At 58.7% G+C, this 16,642-nt stretch carries 17 protein-coding genes; 12 read left to right on the top strand and 5 right to left on the bottom strand.

Features of this window, described 5'->3' with window-relative positions:
- Positions 1–11 precede the first annotated feature (11 nt).
- From sufC to CHU71_RS06945, 10 genes are all read left to right on the top strand, one after another.
- Positions 12–770 carry a Fe-S cluster assembly ATPase SufC gene (gene sufC, locus CHU71_RS06985; RefSeq protein ID WP_147760599.1) on the top strand — a complete coding sequence of 253 codons (759 nt, stop codon included), beginning with the start codon at positions 12–14 and terminating at the stop codon, positions 768–770.
- A gap of 8 nt (positions 771–778) precedes the next feature.
- Positions 779–2,023 (top strand): cysteine desulfurase, encoded by a 1,245-nt coding sequence (locus CHU71_RS06980; RefSeq protein ID WP_147760598.1) that lies wholly within the window; start codon positions 779–781, stop codon positions 2,021–2,023.
- Positions 2,024–2,473: a Fe-S cluster assembly sulfur transfer protein SufU gene (sufU, locus tag CHU71_RS06975; protein ID WP_147760597.1), complete on the top strand. Its 450-nt coding sequence runs from the start codon at positions 2,024–2,026 to the stop codon at positions 2,471–2,473.
- The gene (locus CHU71_RS06970; RefSeq protein ID WP_147760596.1) at positions 2,474–2,881 is read left to right on the top strand and encodes a metal-sulfur cluster assembly factor; all 408 of its coding nucleotides are present in this window, start codon (positions 2,474–2,476) and stop codon (positions 2,879–2,881) included. It begins immediately after the preceding gene.
- A gap of 122 nt (positions 2,882–3,003) precedes the next feature.
- Entirely contained in the window at positions 3,004–4,635 is a 1,632-nt protein-coding gene (locus CHU71_RS06965) for an ABC-F family ATP-binding cassette domain-containing protein (RefSeq protein ID WP_147760595.1), read from the top strand.
- An 8-nt stretch (positions 4,636–4,643) separates the two neighbouring features.
- Complete coding sequence (locus tag CHU71_RS13025) at positions 4,644–4,766, top strand: hypothetical protein (RefSeq protein ID WP_255456409.1); 123 nt, start codon at positions 4,644–4,646, stop codon at positions 4,764–4,766.
- Positions 4,767–4,779: 13 nt separating this feature from the next.
- Positions 4,780–5,718, top strand: a complete 939-nt coding sequence (locus tag CHU71_RS06960; RefSeq protein WP_147760594.1) for a nucleoside hydrolase — start codon at positions 4,780–4,782, stop codon at positions 5,716–5,718.
- A 92-nt stretch (positions 5,719–5,810) separates the two neighbouring features.
- Positions 5,811–6,557, top strand: coding sequence for a glycosyl transferase family 9 (locus CHU71_RS06955; protein ID WP_049062386.1), 747 nt, complete (start codon positions 5,811–5,813; stop codon positions 6,555–6,557).
- Entirely contained in the window at positions 6,557–7,240 is a 684-nt protein-coding gene (locus CHU71_RS06950) for an energy-coupling factor transporter transmembrane component T (protein WP_147760593.1), read from the top strand. The genes CHU71_RS06955 and CHU71_RS06950 overlap by 1 nt, the downstream gene beginning before the upstream one ends.
- Positions 7,231–8,295 (top strand): ATP-binding cassette domain-containing protein, encoded by a 1,065-nt coding sequence (locus tag CHU71_RS06945; RefSeq protein ID WP_147760592.1) that lies wholly within the window; start codon positions 7,231–7,233, stop codon positions 8,293–8,295. Before CHU71_RS06950 ends, CHU71_RS06945 begins: the two co-directional genes overlap by 10 nt.
- A gap of 85 nt (positions 8,296–8,380) precedes the next feature.
- On the opposite strand, the gene CHU71_RS06940 is transcribed toward CHU71_RS06945, so the two are convergent.
- Both CHU71_RS06940 and CHU71_RS06935 read right to left on the bottom strand, forming a co-directional pair.
- Complete coding sequence (locus tag CHU71_RS06940) at positions 8,381–9,745, bottom strand: PFL family protein (protein ID WP_147760591.1); 1,365 nt, start codon at positions 9,743–9,745, stop codon at positions 8,381–8,383.
- A 2-nt stretch (positions 9,746–9,747) separates the two neighbouring features.
- Positions 9,748–10,017: an ACT domain-containing protein gene (locus CHU71_RS06935; RefSeq protein ID WP_005531569.1), complete on the bottom strand. Its 270-nt coding sequence runs from the start codon at positions 10,015–10,017 to the stop codon at positions 9,748–9,750.
- Positions 10,018–10,104: 87 nt separating this feature from the next.
- On the opposite strand from CHU71_RS06935, the gene CHU71_RS06930 reads away from it, so the two are divergent.
- A complete protein-coding gene (locus tag CHU71_RS06930; protein ID WP_147760590.1) occupies positions 10,105–10,770 on the top strand; it encodes an NAD(P)H-binding protein in 666 nt (221 codons plus the stop codon).
- 2 nt (positions 10,771–10,772) lie between these two features.
- On the opposite strand, the gene CHU71_RS06925 is transcribed toward CHU71_RS06930, so the two are convergent.
- Entirely contained in the window at positions 10,773–11,363 is a 591-nt protein-coding gene (locus CHU71_RS06925; RefSeq protein WP_049062392.1) for a TetR/AcrR family transcriptional regulator, read from the bottom strand.
- A 145-nt stretch (positions 11,364–11,508) separates the two neighbouring features.
- A complete protein-coding gene (gene can / locus CHU71_RS06920) occupies positions 11,509–14,325 on the bottom strand; it encodes an aconitate hydratase (RefSeq protein ID WP_210385553.1) in 2,817 nt (938 codons plus the stop codon).
- Positions 14,326–14,706: 381 nt separating this feature from the next.
- On the opposite strand from can, the gene CHU71_RS06915 reads away from it, so the two are divergent.
- Complete coding sequence (locus CHU71_RS06915) at positions 14,707–15,180, top strand: DUF6676 family protein (RefSeq protein ID WP_147760589.1); 474 nt, start codon at positions 14,707–14,709, stop codon at positions 15,178–15,180.
- Positions 15,181–16,459: 1,279 nt separating this feature from the next.
- Here CHU71_RS06915 and CHU71_RS12835 read toward each other — a convergent pair.
- Positions 16,460–16,615 carry a hypothetical protein gene (locus CHU71_RS12835; RefSeq protein ID WP_161799762.1) on the bottom strand — a complete coding sequence of 52 codons (156 nt, stop codon included), beginning with the start codon at positions 16,613–16,615 and terminating at the stop codon, positions 16,460–16,462.
- Positions 16,616–16,642 lie beyond the last annotated feature (27 nt).

Below are 16,642 nucleotides of genomic sequence, written 5' to 3'. Positions count from 1 at the left end.
GGTATAACTCAATGTCCACCCTGGAAATTAAGAACCTCCACGCGCAGGTCCTCCCGAACGACGAGAACGGTGAGCCTAAGGAAATCCTCAAGGGCGTTAACCTCACCATCAACTCCGGTGAGACCCACGCTGTCATGGGCCCTAACGGCTCCGGTAAATCCACCTTGTCCTACGTCATCGCCGGCCATCCGAAGTACGAAGTAACCGAGGGCGAGATCCTGCTCGACGGCGAAAACACCCTCGAGATGGAAGTTGACGAGCGCGCCCGCGCTGGCCTCTTCCTGGCTATGCAGTACCCAACCGAGGTCCCGGGCGTCAAGATGGCTCAGTTCATGCGCTCCGCTGTCACCGCTGTCCGCGGTGAGGCTCCGAAGCTGCGCGAGTGGAACAAGGAACTAACCGAGGCTCGCGAGAAGCTCTCCATCGATAAGTCCTTCGCACACCGAGCTGTTAACGAGGGCTTCTCCGGCGGTGAGAAGAAGCGCCACGAGGTTATGCAGCTGGATCTGTTGAAGCCTAAGTTCGCCATCATGGATGAAACCGACTCCGGCCTCGACGTCGACGCTCTGCGCGTTGTTTCTGAGGGCATCAACCGCTTCCAGGAGGAAACCCACGGCGGCATCCTGATGATCACCCACTACAAGCGCATTCTCAACTACGTCAAGCCTGACTTTGTGCACGTCTTCGCCAACGGCCAGGTCATCAAGACCGGCGGCGCAGAGCTCGCTGACCAGCTCGAAGAGTCCGGCTACGATCAGTTTGTTAAGTAAGAAGGCTAATGTCTAACTTCGATGTAACTGCCATCAGGAAGCAGTTCCCGATCCTCGAGCGCACCGTGCGCGGCGATAAGCCGCTGGTGTACCTCGACTCGGGAGCTACCTCCCAAAGGCCACTGCCAGTTTGGAAGGCGGAGGAGGAGTTCGTGCTTGGCACGAATGCTCCAGTCCACCGTGGTTCCTACCAGCTGGCCGAAGAGGCCGACGATGCTTACGAGTCTGCTCGCCAGGCCATCGCTGCCTTCGTTGGCGCCGACCGTGACGAGATTGCGTTCACCAAGAACGCAACGGAGGCCCTCAATGAGGTTGCCTACACGCTGTCGGATGAGCGTGCAGGTGATCTCTATGTAGGGGAGGGCGACACCGTCGTCATCACCGAGCTCGAGCACCACGCGAACCTCGTCCCGTGGCAGGAACTGTGCCAGCGCACCGGCGCCACGCTGAAGTGGTACTCGATGACCGAAGACGGCCGCATCGACCTCGATTCTCTCGAGCTTGATGAGAGCGTCAAGGTCGTCGCGTTCACGCACCAGTCCAACGTCACGGGTGCAATCGCTGACGTCGAAGAACTGGTCCGCCGCGCGCGTGCCGTTAACGCCCTCGTCGTCTTGGATGCCTGCCAGTCGGTTCCGCACATGGCCGTGGACTTCCACGCGCTCGACGTGGACTTCGCTGCCTTCTCGGGACACAAGATGTGCGGCCCGAATGGTGTCGGCGTGCTTTACGGAAAGGCAGAGCTGCTTGAAAAGCTTCCGCCATTCCTGACCGGCGGCTCCATGATCGAGGTCGTCCGAATGGAAAAAAGCACCTTTGCAGCCCCGCCTACTCGCTTTGAGGCGGGGACGCAGATGACCAGCCAGGTCGTGGGCCTTGGCGCAGCCGTCAAGTTCCTGAGCGAAGTGGGCATGGCAAACATCCACGCCCACGAGCAGAAGCTCACTGCTCGCGCACTGGAAGGCTTACAGCAGATCCCTGGTCTGCGCATCGTTGGTCCAACCACCACCGAGCAACGCGGTGGTGCCATCTCCTTCGTGGTTGACGGTATCCACCCGCATGACCTGGGTCAGGTGCTCGATTCGCACGGTGTTTCCATCCGTACTGGCCACCACTGCGCGTGGCCGCTGCATCGTGCGGGCAACATCAACTCGACTGCCCGCGCTAGCTTCTACCTCTACAACACTGAGGAAGAAGTGGACAAGCTCATCGAGGCCGTCAAGGCTGCACGCGAATTCTTTGGAGTGGAGTAAATGAATCTAGATTCCATGTACCAGGACGTCATCCTGGACCACTACAAAAACCCGAAGTTCGCCGGTCTGCGCGAGGGCCAGTCTGAGGTCCACCACGTCAACCCATCCTGTGGCGACGAGGTGACCCTGCGTGTAAAGCTTTCCGCAGATGGCAAGACCGTTGAGGATGTTTCTTATGAGGCAGAGGGCTGTTCCATTTCGCAGGCCTCGACCTCCGTGATGGCTGAGGAAATCATTGGCAAACCTTTGTCCGAGGCCAAAGAAAAGCTCGAAGAGTTCGAGAAGATGGTGACCTCCCGTGGCGAAGTCGAAGGCGATGATGAAATCATCGGCGACGGTGTTGCTTTCGGCGGCGTCGCACAGTTCCCCGCCCGCGTTAAATGCGCTCTCCTCGGATGGAAGGCCTTCCAGGCCGCATCCGTGGAAGCACTCAATGATCTGGAGAAATAAATGTCTGACCCAGTAGATCCATACCAAGACGCTAACGCGTCCTTCGATGGTGGCAGCCAGCGTCCGCCCCAAACCGAGGCGCAGATTGCCAAGGTATTCGACATCACCGAGTACATGCGTGACGTGATTGACCCGGAGCTTGGCATCAATGTGGTTGATCTGGGCTTGGTCTATGACGTCTGGCTCGAGGACGTCGACGGCAAGGAGACAGCGATGATCAACATGACGCTGACCTCGCCGGCCTGCCCGCTTACCGACGTCATTGGTGAGCAGGTTGAAGACGCAGTGGTGGGCAACAAGCTTGCCGACGCCGTCCAGATTAACTGGGTCTGGATGCCGCCATGGGGTCCGAACATGATCACCGAGGAAGGCCGCGAAATGCTGCAGGCCCTAGGCTTCGCAGTCTAGGCGAGTGATTTAAACTTCCACATCTTGATAAGTCCCGCTGCCGAATGGCCGCGGGACTCTTCTAGTTTTCTGGTTTTGGCTCAGCTATGACCTGTTAGCGCCGGTTGATAGACTGATTCCTCGTGATTGTGACCAATGATTTCGAGGTGCGCGTGGGCGCACGTACGCTTCTCGACGCTCCCGGCCAGCACCTGCGAGTGCAGCCGGGCGACCGCATCGGGCTGGTCGGACGCAACGGTGCCGGCAAGACGACCACCATGCGCATCCTGGCAGGGGAGACCGAGCCCTATGGCGGCTCTGTCACGCGCTCCGGCCCCATTGGTTACCTGCCACAGGACTCCCGCGAAGGCAATATCGAGATCACCGCTCGTGAGCGCGTTCTCTCCGCCCGCGGCTTGGACGATATCAAGCGCCGTATGGCTAAGCAGCAACAGCTAATGGAAAACGCCACGGACGATAAATTCCGTGACAAGGCCATCCGCAAATACTCTCGCTTGGAGGAGGAGTACCACTCATTGGGTGGTTACGAAGCAGACTCCGAGTGCGCGCAGATTTGCGATAACCTGGGCCTGCCACAGCGCATCCTTGACCAGCAGTTGAAGACTCTCTCCGGCGGTCAGCGCCGCCGCGTGGAGCTCGCACAGATCCTCTTCGCAGCGTCGGCTGGCTCGGGCAAATCCCAGACCACCTTGCTGTTGGATGAGCCGACTAACCACTTGGATGCTGACTCCATTACGTGGCTGCGCGGCTTCTTGTCCAAGCACGAGGGCGGCCTCATTATGATCTCTCACGATGTGGACCTCCTTGAGGCTGTGTGCAACAAGATCTGGTTCCTTGATGCGGTGCGCGCCGAGGCCGACATTTACAACATGGGATTCAAGAAGTACCTGGATGCGCGCGCTACCGACGAAGCTCGCCGCCGACGTGAGCGCGCCAATGCGGAGAAGAAGGCTTCGGCCCTGCAGAAGCAGGCTGCCAAACTCGGCGCGAAGGCCACCAAGGCGGCCGCTGCCAAGCAGATGCTTGCCCGCGCGGACCGCATGATGAACCAACTGGACGAAGTGCGCGTGGCCGACAAGGTCGCGCACATTAAGTTCCCTGAGCCCGCGCCGTGCGGCAAGACCCCGCTGAACGCTAAGGGTCTTACCAAGATGTACGGTTCCTTGGAAGTCTTTGCCGGCGTCGATCTCGCCATCGACAAGGGCTCCCGCGTGGTTGTTCTCGGTTACAACGGCGCTGGTAAGACCACGTTGCTGAAGCTGCTTGCGGGAGTAGAACGCACCGACGGTGAGGGCGGCATTGTTTCCGGCCATGGTCTGCGTATCGGCTACTTCGCGCAAGAGCACGACAACATCGACGCGAACAAGACCGTGTGGGAGAACACCATTGAAGCTTGCCCGGACGCAGGCCAACAGGATCTCCGCGGCCTCCTCGGTGCCTTTATGTTCTCCGGCGACAAGCTGGAGCAACCCGCCGGTACCTTATCCGGTGGTGAGAAGACGCGTCTTTCGCTGGCAACCCTGGTGTCCTCGCGCGCGAACGTGTTGCTGCTGGATGAGCCTACTAACAACTTGGACCCGCAGTCGCGTGAGCAGGTGCTCGACGCACTTTCCACCTACACCGGCGCCGTCGTGTTGGTCACCCACGATCCGGGAGCAGTGAAAGCACTCAAGCCCGAGCGTGTCATCATCATGCCGGATGGCGATGAAGATCTGTGGAACGACGAATACATGGAGATTGTTGAGCTGGCCTAAACATTGCAGTGTCGGACCAGATCGTGTTCATGGACGAAGGACGTATCGTAGAGACCGGCGAGCCCAATGCGTTCTTTGACAACCCGCAGACAGAGCGCGCCCATAAGTTCCTCGATACCCTCGTCTTTTAGGAGCCTTTAGCCGATGACCACGCCCCGCATCCTGCTTGATTGCGATCCCGGAATTGATGACGCCTTTGCCCTCATTTATCTCGCGGCGCTTCACCACGCCGGCGAGATTGAGCTCGTTGGTGTCACCACGACGGCCGGCAACATCGACGTCGACACCACTGCTCGCAACGCGGCGTTCATTCTCAGCGAATGCGGGCTAGGGGAGATCCCCGTGGCACCCGGCCACCCAGTTCCCCTGGAGGTTCCACTGGTAACGACCCCGGAAACCCATGGCCCAGCTGGTCTGGGCTACGTCACGGCTCCGGACTGGAACTCCGATTACAACTGGCGGGACCTGTGGAACAACGCAGCTGAACAGGACGCGCAGCTCATCGTCACCGGTCCGCTCACCAATGCAGCGCTAGCCGGGGTGAGCAAGTTCAGCCAGGTGACGGTGATGGGCGGCGCAGTGAACTACCGTGGCAACACCACGCCCACAGCGGAGTGGAACTTCTGGGTAGACCCGCATGCCGCAAAGCAGGTCTTTGGCGACTTGCGCGAAAGCAACAGCCAAGCGACGCTGTGCTCACTGGAAGTGACCGAGCAGTTTCTCATCGCGCCGCCACGCTTGGAGCGACTCATCGCGGAGCTGGGCGAGCATCCGGTGGCCCGCCACCTTCCAGAGATCCTCCGCTTCTATTTCGAGTTCCATCAAGAGCAAGGAGAGGGCTACCAGGCTCAAATCCATGACCTGCTCACCTGCATAATCGCGCTTGGCAAGGTGGACTTCCTTAAGCGCACCACCACTGTGGATGTGGAGGCTGAGTCGCAGTTGCTACGCGGAACATCCGTGGCGGACCTACGGGGACATTGGGATGCGCTGGCCAACGCACACGTGGTGACCGCCGTAGATATCGTAGGCGCGCACGCGGAGCTCACCCGTGCGGCCGGGATTTTGGCTCGTCGCGTTTAGTGCGCTTATTATTAATGGGCTGCCCGAGGTGACATAGGGCAAAAACATTGCCAACGCTTTGTACATCTACTACTTCCCAAAGTGAAAGTTTCATGTCACAGATCTCTTTAACGCCAGCCCGCAAAGGCCTGGTAATCGCCGGTGCGCTCATCGTCGTAGCCACCTGGATCTATCTCGTTTTGGTCCGTCCGACTTCCTGGGAGTCCGTCGCGGGCTCCACTGAAGCACTCATCACCTTGGTCGGCTACTTGCTCGGTGCCGCCTTGCTGCTTGCAGGCGCGCTGCCAGCGCTTCCCGCCCGAACCATCGCAATCATCCCTGTCGCGTTGGTCCTCAACATCGTCGTCGGCGAGATCATTGGTTCCATTGGTGTACCGCTCTACATCGACTCCGTGGGTACCATCCTCGTCGCCGCCATTGCCGGCCCTATCGCTGGCCTGGCCACGGGTACTTTGTCCTCCGTGGTGTGGGGTCTTCTCAACCCGGCAGCCCTGCCATTTGCGGCTGTATCGGCTGCGACTGGTTTCCTTGCGGGTTGGGCGATCAACAAGGGTGCCTTCAAGAAGTGGTGGTCCGTCATCCTTTCCGGCGCCATCATCGGAATCATCTCCGGCATGCTGGCCGCGCCCGTCGCAGCATTCGTTTACGGCGGCACCGCTGGCCTGGGAACAGGCGCCGTGGTCTCGCTCTTCCGCGAGCTCGGTAACTCGCTTATCGCTTCGGTGACCCTGCAGTCCTTCATCTCCGATCCGCTCGATAAGGCCATCGTCTTCCTCATCGTGTGGGCAGCAATCAAGGCACTGCCGAAGCGCACCCTCGAAAGCCTGCGCCCGCGTTAATGATTCACCCAGCCACTGTTTTTAGCGCCGCAGCCTCCACCTGGTTTCTCATCGTGGCAGTCAACTCACCCCTACTCAATGCGGCTGTGCTCATCATGTGGCTCATACTTGGCACCATCGCATCACGCTCGATAGCGGTGGTCGCCACCACCACGGTGCTTGCCCTTCCCGCCGCGGCATCGATGGCGCTCATTCACGCGCCCTACGGCACTGCCCGTATATTCCCATTACTCACCAGTGATGGCCTGCTTCTTTCAGGCCAACTTTCCCTACGTTTCGCCGCCTTAATGGGCTGTATCGTGGCGGCTGCCGCCATGGTTAAGGTCAGCGACGTCGCCAAGTGGCTCCAAGCCTCCCGCCTCGGCCACAAAGCCGCCTACGTGGTGGGTGCCTCCCTTCAATCCCTGCCCGAGGGTGCGCGCGCCATCGCCGCGGTACGCGACGCTAACCGCCTCAGCGGCGTGAAGGTTTCCATACGCAACGTTGCCTCCCGCGTCATCATCCCGGTCATCGCACGCCTGCTCACTCAGGGTGCGCAGCGGGGCCAGGCCTTAACTGCGATCGGATTCGACAGACCAGGCCGACGCACAGTTTTGGTCCCCGTTCCAGACAGCCTGGCTCAGCGCATCGTCCGGTGGGCACTGCCCATCATCAGCGTTCTTGGAGTATTGCTATGGATCTAGTCCCAGGAACAAGCAAGACCATCCGCGTAGGATTTAGCGAAAACGCCGACGACGTTGCGCATCAACTCGCAGAGATTTTGGATGTTGACACGGTAATCGGCGCCGATGCGGCAGCACACGTCTCTCTCCTGCGCGAGACAGTCAGGGAAGAACTAGCGCTTGCGTTGGAACACCTTGGGATGGATCCGCAGAACATGAAATCCAGGGTAGAGCAGGCGCTTTGCGACGTCGCCCTCGACGGCACGCGCAAACCCTCCGGCCTGTCTGGTGGTCAAACACGCCGGCTTGCGCTCGCGCAGGTCGCAATAGCCGAGCCACCCGTGCTCATCGTGGTCGAGCCGTGGGCAGGCCTCGATCCCGATTCACGCGAGCGCATCGCCAGCTATCTCGGAACGCTGAAAGAAACCGCGGTCATCCTCGTTGAACACGACACCAGCGCAGACGGCATTTTTGACCTTGCCCGCGTGGCTCCGACTTCGGATAGCGTCACTATTTCCCAGGTGCGCGCCAAGCGCGGTGCGAAACCCAGGCGCTGGTGGCACCTCAAAGCTCCGGAATCCAGCACTTTTGAGGTTGGCCCGGTGGACTTGAAGCTGCGGCCTGGAGGAGTGCTGTGGCTGCGTGGCGGAAACGGTTCAGGCAAGACCACGTTGCTGCGCGCAGCCGCTGGCCTCGACAGCGATGAACCCGCCCATCCCAGCATCGCGATGGCGCTGCAATCGCCCATGGACCAGGTGCTCGAATCCACCATTGGGGCGTGGGTGCAGGAGCCAGATCTCATACCTGGCCTACCTCTAGAAGAGCATCCTTTGGACGTCTCGGCTTCGCAATTGCGGGTCGCGCAGGTCGCGCACGCGGTGGCACTGCGCCGCAGTATTCTCATTCTTGATGAGCCGGACACGCTTCTCGACGCCCGTGGCAGAGTGATGGTCCATCGTCTCATTCACAACGCGCTTTCCGCATCGGCGTCAATAGTATTGACCTGCCACGATCCCGCGTTTGTGGCCGAGGTCGCCTCCTACGCAACGGTAGACGAAATGAATCTAGCGAACTGACGCGGCGCCCGAAACCTCATGGATGAGAATCCGTGGAGCACGGGCAATGGTGAAGGGTGAAACCTTCACCATTACTCACTCGCTTCTAATTGCGGAAGCCGTGGACCGGTGCGGGGATGAAGCCGCCGCGATTGACAAACGTGGAGTTGCCCACGGTGTTGACCGGGATTACCGGAGCGTATCCGAGCAGGCCACCGAAGTTGACTTCGTCGCCAATCTTGGCCCCTGGGACTGGAATAACGCGGACCGCGGTGGTCTTATGGTTCATCACACCGATGGCGGCTTCATCAGCAATCATGCCGGCAATCGTTGCCGCAGAGGTATCGCCAGGAAGCGCAATCATGTCGAAGCCGACTGAGCAGATTGCGGTCATGGCTTCCAGCTTGTCCATGGAAATGGCACCGGAACGCACTGCGTCGATCATGCCCTTGTCCTCAGAGACGGGGATGAAGGAACCCGAAAGGCCGCCGACGCGCGAGCATGCCATCATGCCACCCTTCTTCACGGCGTCGTTAAGCAGTGCCAATGCGGCTGTCGTGCCATGAGTACCGACCTGGTCAAGGCCCATGTGCTCCAGGATGTGTGCCACGGAATCGCCGAGCTCGGCGGTTGGTGCCAGGGAAAGGTCAATGATGCCGAAGGGAACGCCAAGGCGCTCGGAGGCCATGTTGCCCACGAGCTGGCCAGCACGCGTGATCTTAAACGCGGCCTTCTTGACCTCCTCGGCAACCTGATCCAGGGTGGCACCCTCGAGGTTGCCCAACGCACGGTCCACCACGCCGGGGCCGGAAACGCCCACGGAAACCACGCAATCCGGTTCCTCGATGCCGTGGAAGGCACCCGCCATGAACGGGTTGTCGCCCACGGAGTTTGCAAAGACCACCAGCTTGGCACAGGCGATCGCCGACTGATACTTGGTCAGTTCGGCGGCCTCCTTGATGACCTCGCCCATGCGCTTGGCGGCATTCATGTTGATGCCCGCGCGCGAGGACGCGATATTTACGGAAGAGCATACGAGCTCCGTCGTAGACAGGGCCTCAGGGATCGAATTGATGAGCTTCTTTTCCGCGGTGGTAGCGCCCTTTTCCACGAGAGCAGAATAACCACCGACGAAGTTCACGCCGGTCTCAGCCGCTGCGCGATCGAGTGCCTTGGCCGCCTCAACGGGGTTTCCTTCGACGCCTGCGACGATGAGCGATACCGGCGTGACGGAGATGCGCTTATTAACGATCGGAATGCCGAGCTCCGCCTCGATGCCCTCGCACACCTCAACCAGGTGCTTTGCGCGTTCAGTCACCAGGTCATATACCGCCTGGGCAGTCGCATCCATGGATGAACGCGTACATCCCAGCAAGGAGATACCCATGGTCACCGTGCGGATGTCGAGACGGTACTTGTCGATCATCTCGATCGTGTCGAGAATACTTACGGTATTAAAACGATTGAGCATATTTAGATCTCATTCATCGCTGTAAACAGCGCCTCAGACTGTACGCGGATGGACTGGTTAATGTCTTCGCCCACCTTATTCATGCGCTCTTGAATCTGTTGGATCGATACCTCAGATTCATCAAATTCCACGCGCAGAATCATGGTGAAAAAACCGGACATGAGTGTCTGCGAAACGTCGACAATGTTCACCCCGAGCTCAGCGAGGTTAGTAGTTACAGAAGCAATAATTCCGGTGCTATCAGCGCCGGTCACAGTCATGATGGCAATCATGGAGTTGATTCTAGTGCTTCTCACCTCTTAATTGTCCGGCGACCAATAAACGGGGCCAAGCTCACAGTTAGCGTAGGGTGGGGCGCCATGACCACAGTTAAGAAAGTTTTGTACATCGGCGGACACGGCAAGATCGGTCTGCTCTCCGCACCTCTTATTTCTGAGAAGGGTTACGAGATTCACTCACTGATCCGCAACCCCGACCAAGCCCCGGAGATCGAGAAACTTGGCGCCACCCCAGTCATCAAGGACATCACTGAGCTAAGCGTTGACGAGTGGGCAGATTTGCTCACGCTTTACGACGTCGTGGTTTGGGGCGCCGGAAACGGCGGCCGCGGGGGAGCAGAGCTCACAACTGCTGTGGATCGCGATGGCGCGCTTGCCACGATCGACGCACTCGAGCAGCTCAAGGCAGCTGGCAAGCCCACCCCGAAGTACGTGATGATCTCCTATGTTGGCGCGACCCACAATACTGCTAACCCTGACGACGCATCCTGGTACGCCTACGTCGAGGCCAAGAAGGCAGTGGACAATCGCCTCAATGCCTCACAGCTCGACTACCTCATCCTTGGCCCTTCCGCCTTGAGTGATGAACCCGCAGAAGGCATCGAGGTTCTCGAGTCGCCGTCCACGGAAAAGGAGACCAGCCGCGAGCTCGTGGCACAGGTTGTGGCCGAGGTCGTGGGACGCGACGAGTTCCCGAACACCCCGTTGGAGTTCTACAACGGCACCAACCCGGTCTCTAGCATCTAGGTTCAGCTTGGTGTAGAAGCTTGCTTTCTCGGACGGCTGCCGCGGATAGATTGCTCGACCAAGGCCAGAACCGCCTCTAGGTTCGCAGTATCACCTAGTGCAAGACGGTTGATGAAACCGTCCATGAAGGTCTCCAAATAAAGCACCAACGTGTCAATGGAGACGTCGTCACGCATGCGCCCTTGCTCGGCGTTGCTTTCCAAACGTGCACGCACCGCCCGATCCAAGACTTCCTGCTGGTCGCGCCAACGCATGGCAAAGGAGGGATCGGTGCGGAGCATGGAAGTCACCTCGAGGCGAGTGGCCAGCCAATCATGGCGCTCTGGGTGGCGAAGCATTTCGCTCATCACCTCAACCAGACCGTTGTTTGCAACGACTTCAGCCTGGCGAGCGGCGTCTTCCTGGGCCAGTGCCAGAAATAGGGATTCTTTGTCACCGAAGTGGTGGAAAATCGCACCACGCGACTTTCCCGTAGCTTCTTCCAGAAGGCGCACGGTTGCGCCCTCATAGCCATGCTCGGCAAAACACTTTCGGGCACCTACCAAGATTTCGTGACGACGTCGGTTGAGCTCAGAATCGCTCACGATAGGCATGGAAGTCTCCTCAAAAGTGCAATAAGAATAATCAAAATAAGATAAAGGAGGGCCGCACGGCGAAAGCCGGCGGCCCATAAGCGGAGGCGGCTGCCTTCTACCATTTACTTGCTAGCAGGAAGCCATCCTCCAAGAGGCAGTCCGATTAGGACTTGACCATCTGGCGCAGAACGTACTGCAGAATGCCGCCGTGGCGGTAGTAGTCAGCCTCACCCGGGGTGTCGATGCGGACCTTAGCGTCGAACTCGACGGTCTCGCCGGACTCCTTGGTTGCGGTGACGTGAACGGTCTTCGGGATGCCGCCCTCGTTGAGAGCTGCGATGCCTTCGATGTCGAAGGTCTCGGTGCCGTCCAGGCCGAGGGACTCGTGGGACTCGCCCTCTGGGAACTGCAGCGGTATGACGCCCATGCCGATGAGGTTCGAGCGGTGAATACGCTCGAAGGACTCGGTGATGACAGCCTTCACGCCGAGCAGGTTGGTGCCCTTGGCAGCCCAGTCACGGGAAGAACCGGTGCCGTACTCCTTACCTGCAATAACAACCAGCGGGATGCCAGCTGCCTTGTAGTTCTGGCAAGCATCGAAGATGAATGCCTGAGGAGCGCCTTCCTGAGTGAAGTCGCGGGTATAGCCACCTGCAACGTCAACCAGCTGGTTCTGCAGACGAATGTTGGCGAAGGTACCACGCATCATGACCTCGTGGTTACCACGACGGGAACCGAGGGAGTTGTAGTCCTGGCGCTCAACGCCGTTCTCATCCAGGTACTGAGCAGCTGGGGTGCCCGGCTTAATGGAGGAGGCAGGGGAGATGTGGTCGGTGGTGACGGAGTCGCCCAGCTTGGCAAGAACGCGAGCGCCCTTGATGTCCTCAACTGGGTTCGGCTCTGCTGGCATACCGTCGAAGTACGGAGCCTTGCGGATGTAGGTGGAGTCCTCGTTCCACTCGAAGGTTTCGCCCTCCGGAACGTCCAGGGAGCGCCATGCGTCATCGCCCTTGAAGACGTCAGCGTAGTCAGCCTCGTAGAGCTCACGGGAGATAGCCTTCTGGATGGTGTCCTCGATCTCCTCGGCGGAAGGCCAGATGTCCTTGAGGAAGACATCGTTGCCGTCCTGATCCTGGCCAAGAGCCTGGGTCTCGAAGTCGAAGTCCATGGTGCCAGCAATAGCGTAAGCGATAACCATGATTGGGGAAGCCAAGTAGTTCATCTTGACGTCCGGGGAGATACGACCCTCGAAGTTACGGTTACCGGAAAGAACCGCGGTAGCAGCAAGGTCGTGCTCGTTGATAGCTGCAGAGATCTCCTCTGGCAGCGGGCCAGAGTTACCGATGCAGGAGGTGCAACCGAAGCCGGAGAGGTAGAAGCCCAGAGCCTCAAGGTCCTTCCACAGGTCTGCACGCTGGAAGTAGCCATCAACAACCTGGGAACCAGGTGCGCAAATGGTCTTAACCCATGGCTTGGAGGTCAGGCCCTTTTCGGCAGCCTTACGGGCGATGAGGCCAGCGCCGACCATGACGGACGGGTTAGAGGTGTTGGTGCAAGAGGTAATGGAAGCGATAGCAACCATACCGTGGTCCAGGGTGTACTCGCCGCCCTTCGGGGAGGTGACGGTAACCGGGTTGGACTGACGGCCGGAGCCGCCCTTAGCTGCGGACTCGCCGTGGCCCTCGCGGGAGTTGTTCAGGCCACCGGTGACGTCAACGAGGGCCTCGTCAGCGTCACCTTCAGCGGTCATACGCTTTGCCTCAAGGGAGGACTCGTCAACGACGACGTCGCCAGTTGCGTAGGTAGGCAGATCCTTACGGAACTGCTCCTTAGCCTCGGAGAGCAGGATGCGATCCTGTGGGCGCTTCGGACCAGCGATGGAAGGAACAACGGTGGACAGGTCGAGCTCGAGGTACTCGGAGTACTCTGCCTCTGGAGCATCCTGCTCGAGCCACATGCCCTGAGCCTTTGCGTAAGCCTCGACGCGCTCGATCTGCTCGATTGGGCGACCGGTGAGCTCGAGGTACTTGATGGTCTCTTCATCGATCGGGAAGATCGCAGCGGTGGAACCGAACTCTGGGGACATGTTGCCGATGGTGGCGCGGTTTGCCAGAGGAATGGACTTAACACCGTTGCCATAGAACTCGACGAACTTCTGAACTACGCCGTGCTCGCGGAGCATCTCGGTGATGGTCAGAACGACGTCGGTTGCAGTAACGCCTACCGGGATCTCGCCGGTCAGCTTGAAGCCAACAACGCGCGGGATGAGCATGGAAACCGGCTGGCCAAGCATTGCTGCCTCAGCCTCGATGCCGCCAACGCCCCAACCGAGGATGCCGAGGCCGTTCTCCATGGTGGTGTGGGAGTCGGTACCGATACAGGTATCTGGGTAGGCAACGCCCTCGTTATCGAAGACAACGCGGGAGAGGTACTCGATGTTGACCTGGTGGACAATACCGGTTCCTGGAGGAACTACGCGGAAGTTGGAGAAGTTCTCAGCACCCCAACGCAGGAACTGGTAACGCTCCTGGTTGCGCTCGTACTCGATTTCAACGTTCTTCTCGAGAGCCTCAGGGGAGCCGAAAGCCTCAACGATGACGGAGTGGTCAATAACCATCTCAGCCGGGTTGAGCGGGTTAACCTGCTCTGGCTTGCCGCCGAGTGCGGAAACTGCCTCACGCATGGTGGCGAGGTCGACCACACACGGAACGCCGGTGAAGTCCTGCATCAGGACGCGGGCCGGGGTGAACTGAATCTCAGTGTCCGGCTCAGCGGACGGATCCCAGTTGGCGAGTGCGTTGATGTGGTCCTTGGTTACATTCTTGCCATCCTCGTAGCGCAGCTGGTTCTCAGCAAGCACCTTAAGGGAGTACGGCAGCTTCTCCAGGCCTGGAACCGCGTTGATGTCGAAGTAGTCGTAGGACTTACCGTTGACATCAAGGGTCTTCTTGGCGCCGAAGGAGTTCAGGCTTTCAGTCACAGGGAGCTCCATTCCTTGTTGATAGAACAAATTGTTCCTTGCTTCTAGCCCTACCCGAACTGGAGCGCTTTAGCCCGCGCCCTATACATCTATATATAAGGAACGAAACAAGCGCTGAATTTCAGGCACTAGAAGCGAGAAGAACGCGAAGGTTCAGAAACCAGTCTAATGGTTCAAACCGACGACTGTGTTAACTATAACAGTACGAGCGTTCTGTTTCATCATTTTAGGGGGACCGGCGCGTCACCCACCGAAATTTGGGCGCCGAGCGATAGTTTCAGTAACAGCAATCAAGCCATCGTGGGCGGCAAACCCGAGTAGCTCACGGCAGGCCCACTGGAGAATTCAGGAAAACGCTCGGCATAGGGGAGGGCAATCGCAATGATCCCAGAAGACGTCGACCTAGCAAACCTTTCCGACCAACTCAGTCAGGACGGCGTAGCGTTTAGCAATCCCCGCATCGCCAATGATCTAGAAATCCAGGAAGAGATCATTAAATCCCTCCATCCAGATCACGGCATCGCCGTAGTGGACAGTTTTTCGGCTAGTGCGGCTGACGCACGCGACATTGCACAAGATCTCCAGTCGGCGACTGGGCTCGATACTGTCATCGTTCAGACGCCGACCCATATCTCGGCCGTAAGCGATTCACTAACTCGGGCAAATATCGAAGCCGCCGAGCGAGCCATACCGAAGGGCCTCGATCAGACCTCCGTGTTGGAGCAGTTCTATTCCGGAACCGATCACTTCACCGTTCACTGGATGGCGATCATAGCCCTCGCTTTAGCCCTCGCCGGCGTCGCGGGATGGTCCGCCTATCGCGCGGCGAGCGCTACGCGGACGGCAATAAATTAGCCGCGAGGCATCTCAGAAAGAGACACCGCAGGATGTTTAAAACGGCTTAGTTTTGTTCGAAAAAATATAACACTAACCCGATTCGGACAGCCCTACGAGCACCCCTCACGAGACTCGGCCGACGCCTCCCATACTCATCCCGACGAGCAATCCACACGCCGAAACCAGTCCGGGAAACACACTTGAAAACGGCCCCAAAAATCCCCAACTTTTAAGGCTCGAACTACGCCCAGAACCCGATAGCCCTGTTACCAAGAGGGGTTCAACTTGAACTCCGAACCGCGATTCACGGCACCGGAGGCGTCTGTGAAATCGGCCATCAGGGCGACCCCAGCGCCCACAAAGGGGGCAGTGGGGAAGGGGTTTAGTCAACCACCCTGACTTGACGTGAGGTGGGGGAGGGGTGCGGGAGGGGCTTCAAGTGGCCAGTCGAGCCTTATATGTGACCAAAGTCACCGTCACGGGAATGTAACAAAATCGTTGCAGGTTGACCGCCGGTGTAACGCCCTGTGGCCCAGCGGGACGCATGTGAATTTTGAGTAAAGTGTGCGCCAGGGTGTGTCGGTGACGTATGGTTCCAGTATCGACTCACGGGTTGATTCTTGTTCCATACGTTCATGGGCCAAGCCTTGACTCTCAATCGAGTAGACACACGGGTATGTGGGGAAGCACGCCTCGAGTGGAAGCAGAAGGATTGAGGATCGCCGCCTGGTTCAGGAGGACGCAATGGAAGCTTCTTGATTGTTCGGCAATCGCATTCATTGGCTTAGGCCAACTCGAACAAAGCGATACAGGCGTGTCGCCAGATTTTCCAACACAGCGGAAGCGACAAGTTCAATCCCACGTAGCCGATTACAGTGTTCGAATTTTTCAAAATTAAAACACCCACATTCCGATTGGGGACTAGCGTCGCGCTCTTTCCCTGTCGCCGCCTTTTCGGGCATCGGTCGATGGAGACTATCGACGGGTTCTCGCTAAGGGGACGGCAGTACTGAGCCACAGCGAGTCACTCGTTAGGGTTCGCTTCGTGCGGACCGTTCAAGGTTCGTGGCTGCAAGACGGACAGCCCTCTCAGTGACACAAGGTGTCACGGTGTCGCGGCGTCCGGGAGGCCATGGATTTTAGAGCGGTTCATACGATTCGACGGCGAGAATGACGCGTAATGCAGTCCCGCGTTTGCCATAGCTATAGACCCCCTCATGGGAGGACTATCCAATAGGACAGGCGCCTTGAAGCTCATCGCGCGACACCGCGGCGCAGAGTCTTCCTTCACGCACTTTCACTTATGGCTGATGCGCTCGACAGTACCCTCTACTTTTATATCCGGCGCCAGGTACTCCTGGACGGTTGCGTAGAGAGCGCTGCGCTTGACGACGTCGATTTTCCTGACTTTGTGCGAATCAGTCAGGGGAGCAGGGTCCATAGACCACGACATGTTCGTCCTCGAGACCCATTAGTCCCG

It is taken from the genome of Corynebacterium sp. LK14 (genome assembly GCF_008042215.1).
In the GTDB taxonomy this organism is placed as follows: Bacteria; Actinomycetota; Actinomycetes; order Mycobacteriales; family Mycobacteriaceae; genus Corynebacterium; species Corynebacterium striatum.
The sequence above is the reverse complement of the archived record's forward strand: the minus strand, read 5'-3'. Positions and strand labels throughout refer to the sequence as shown.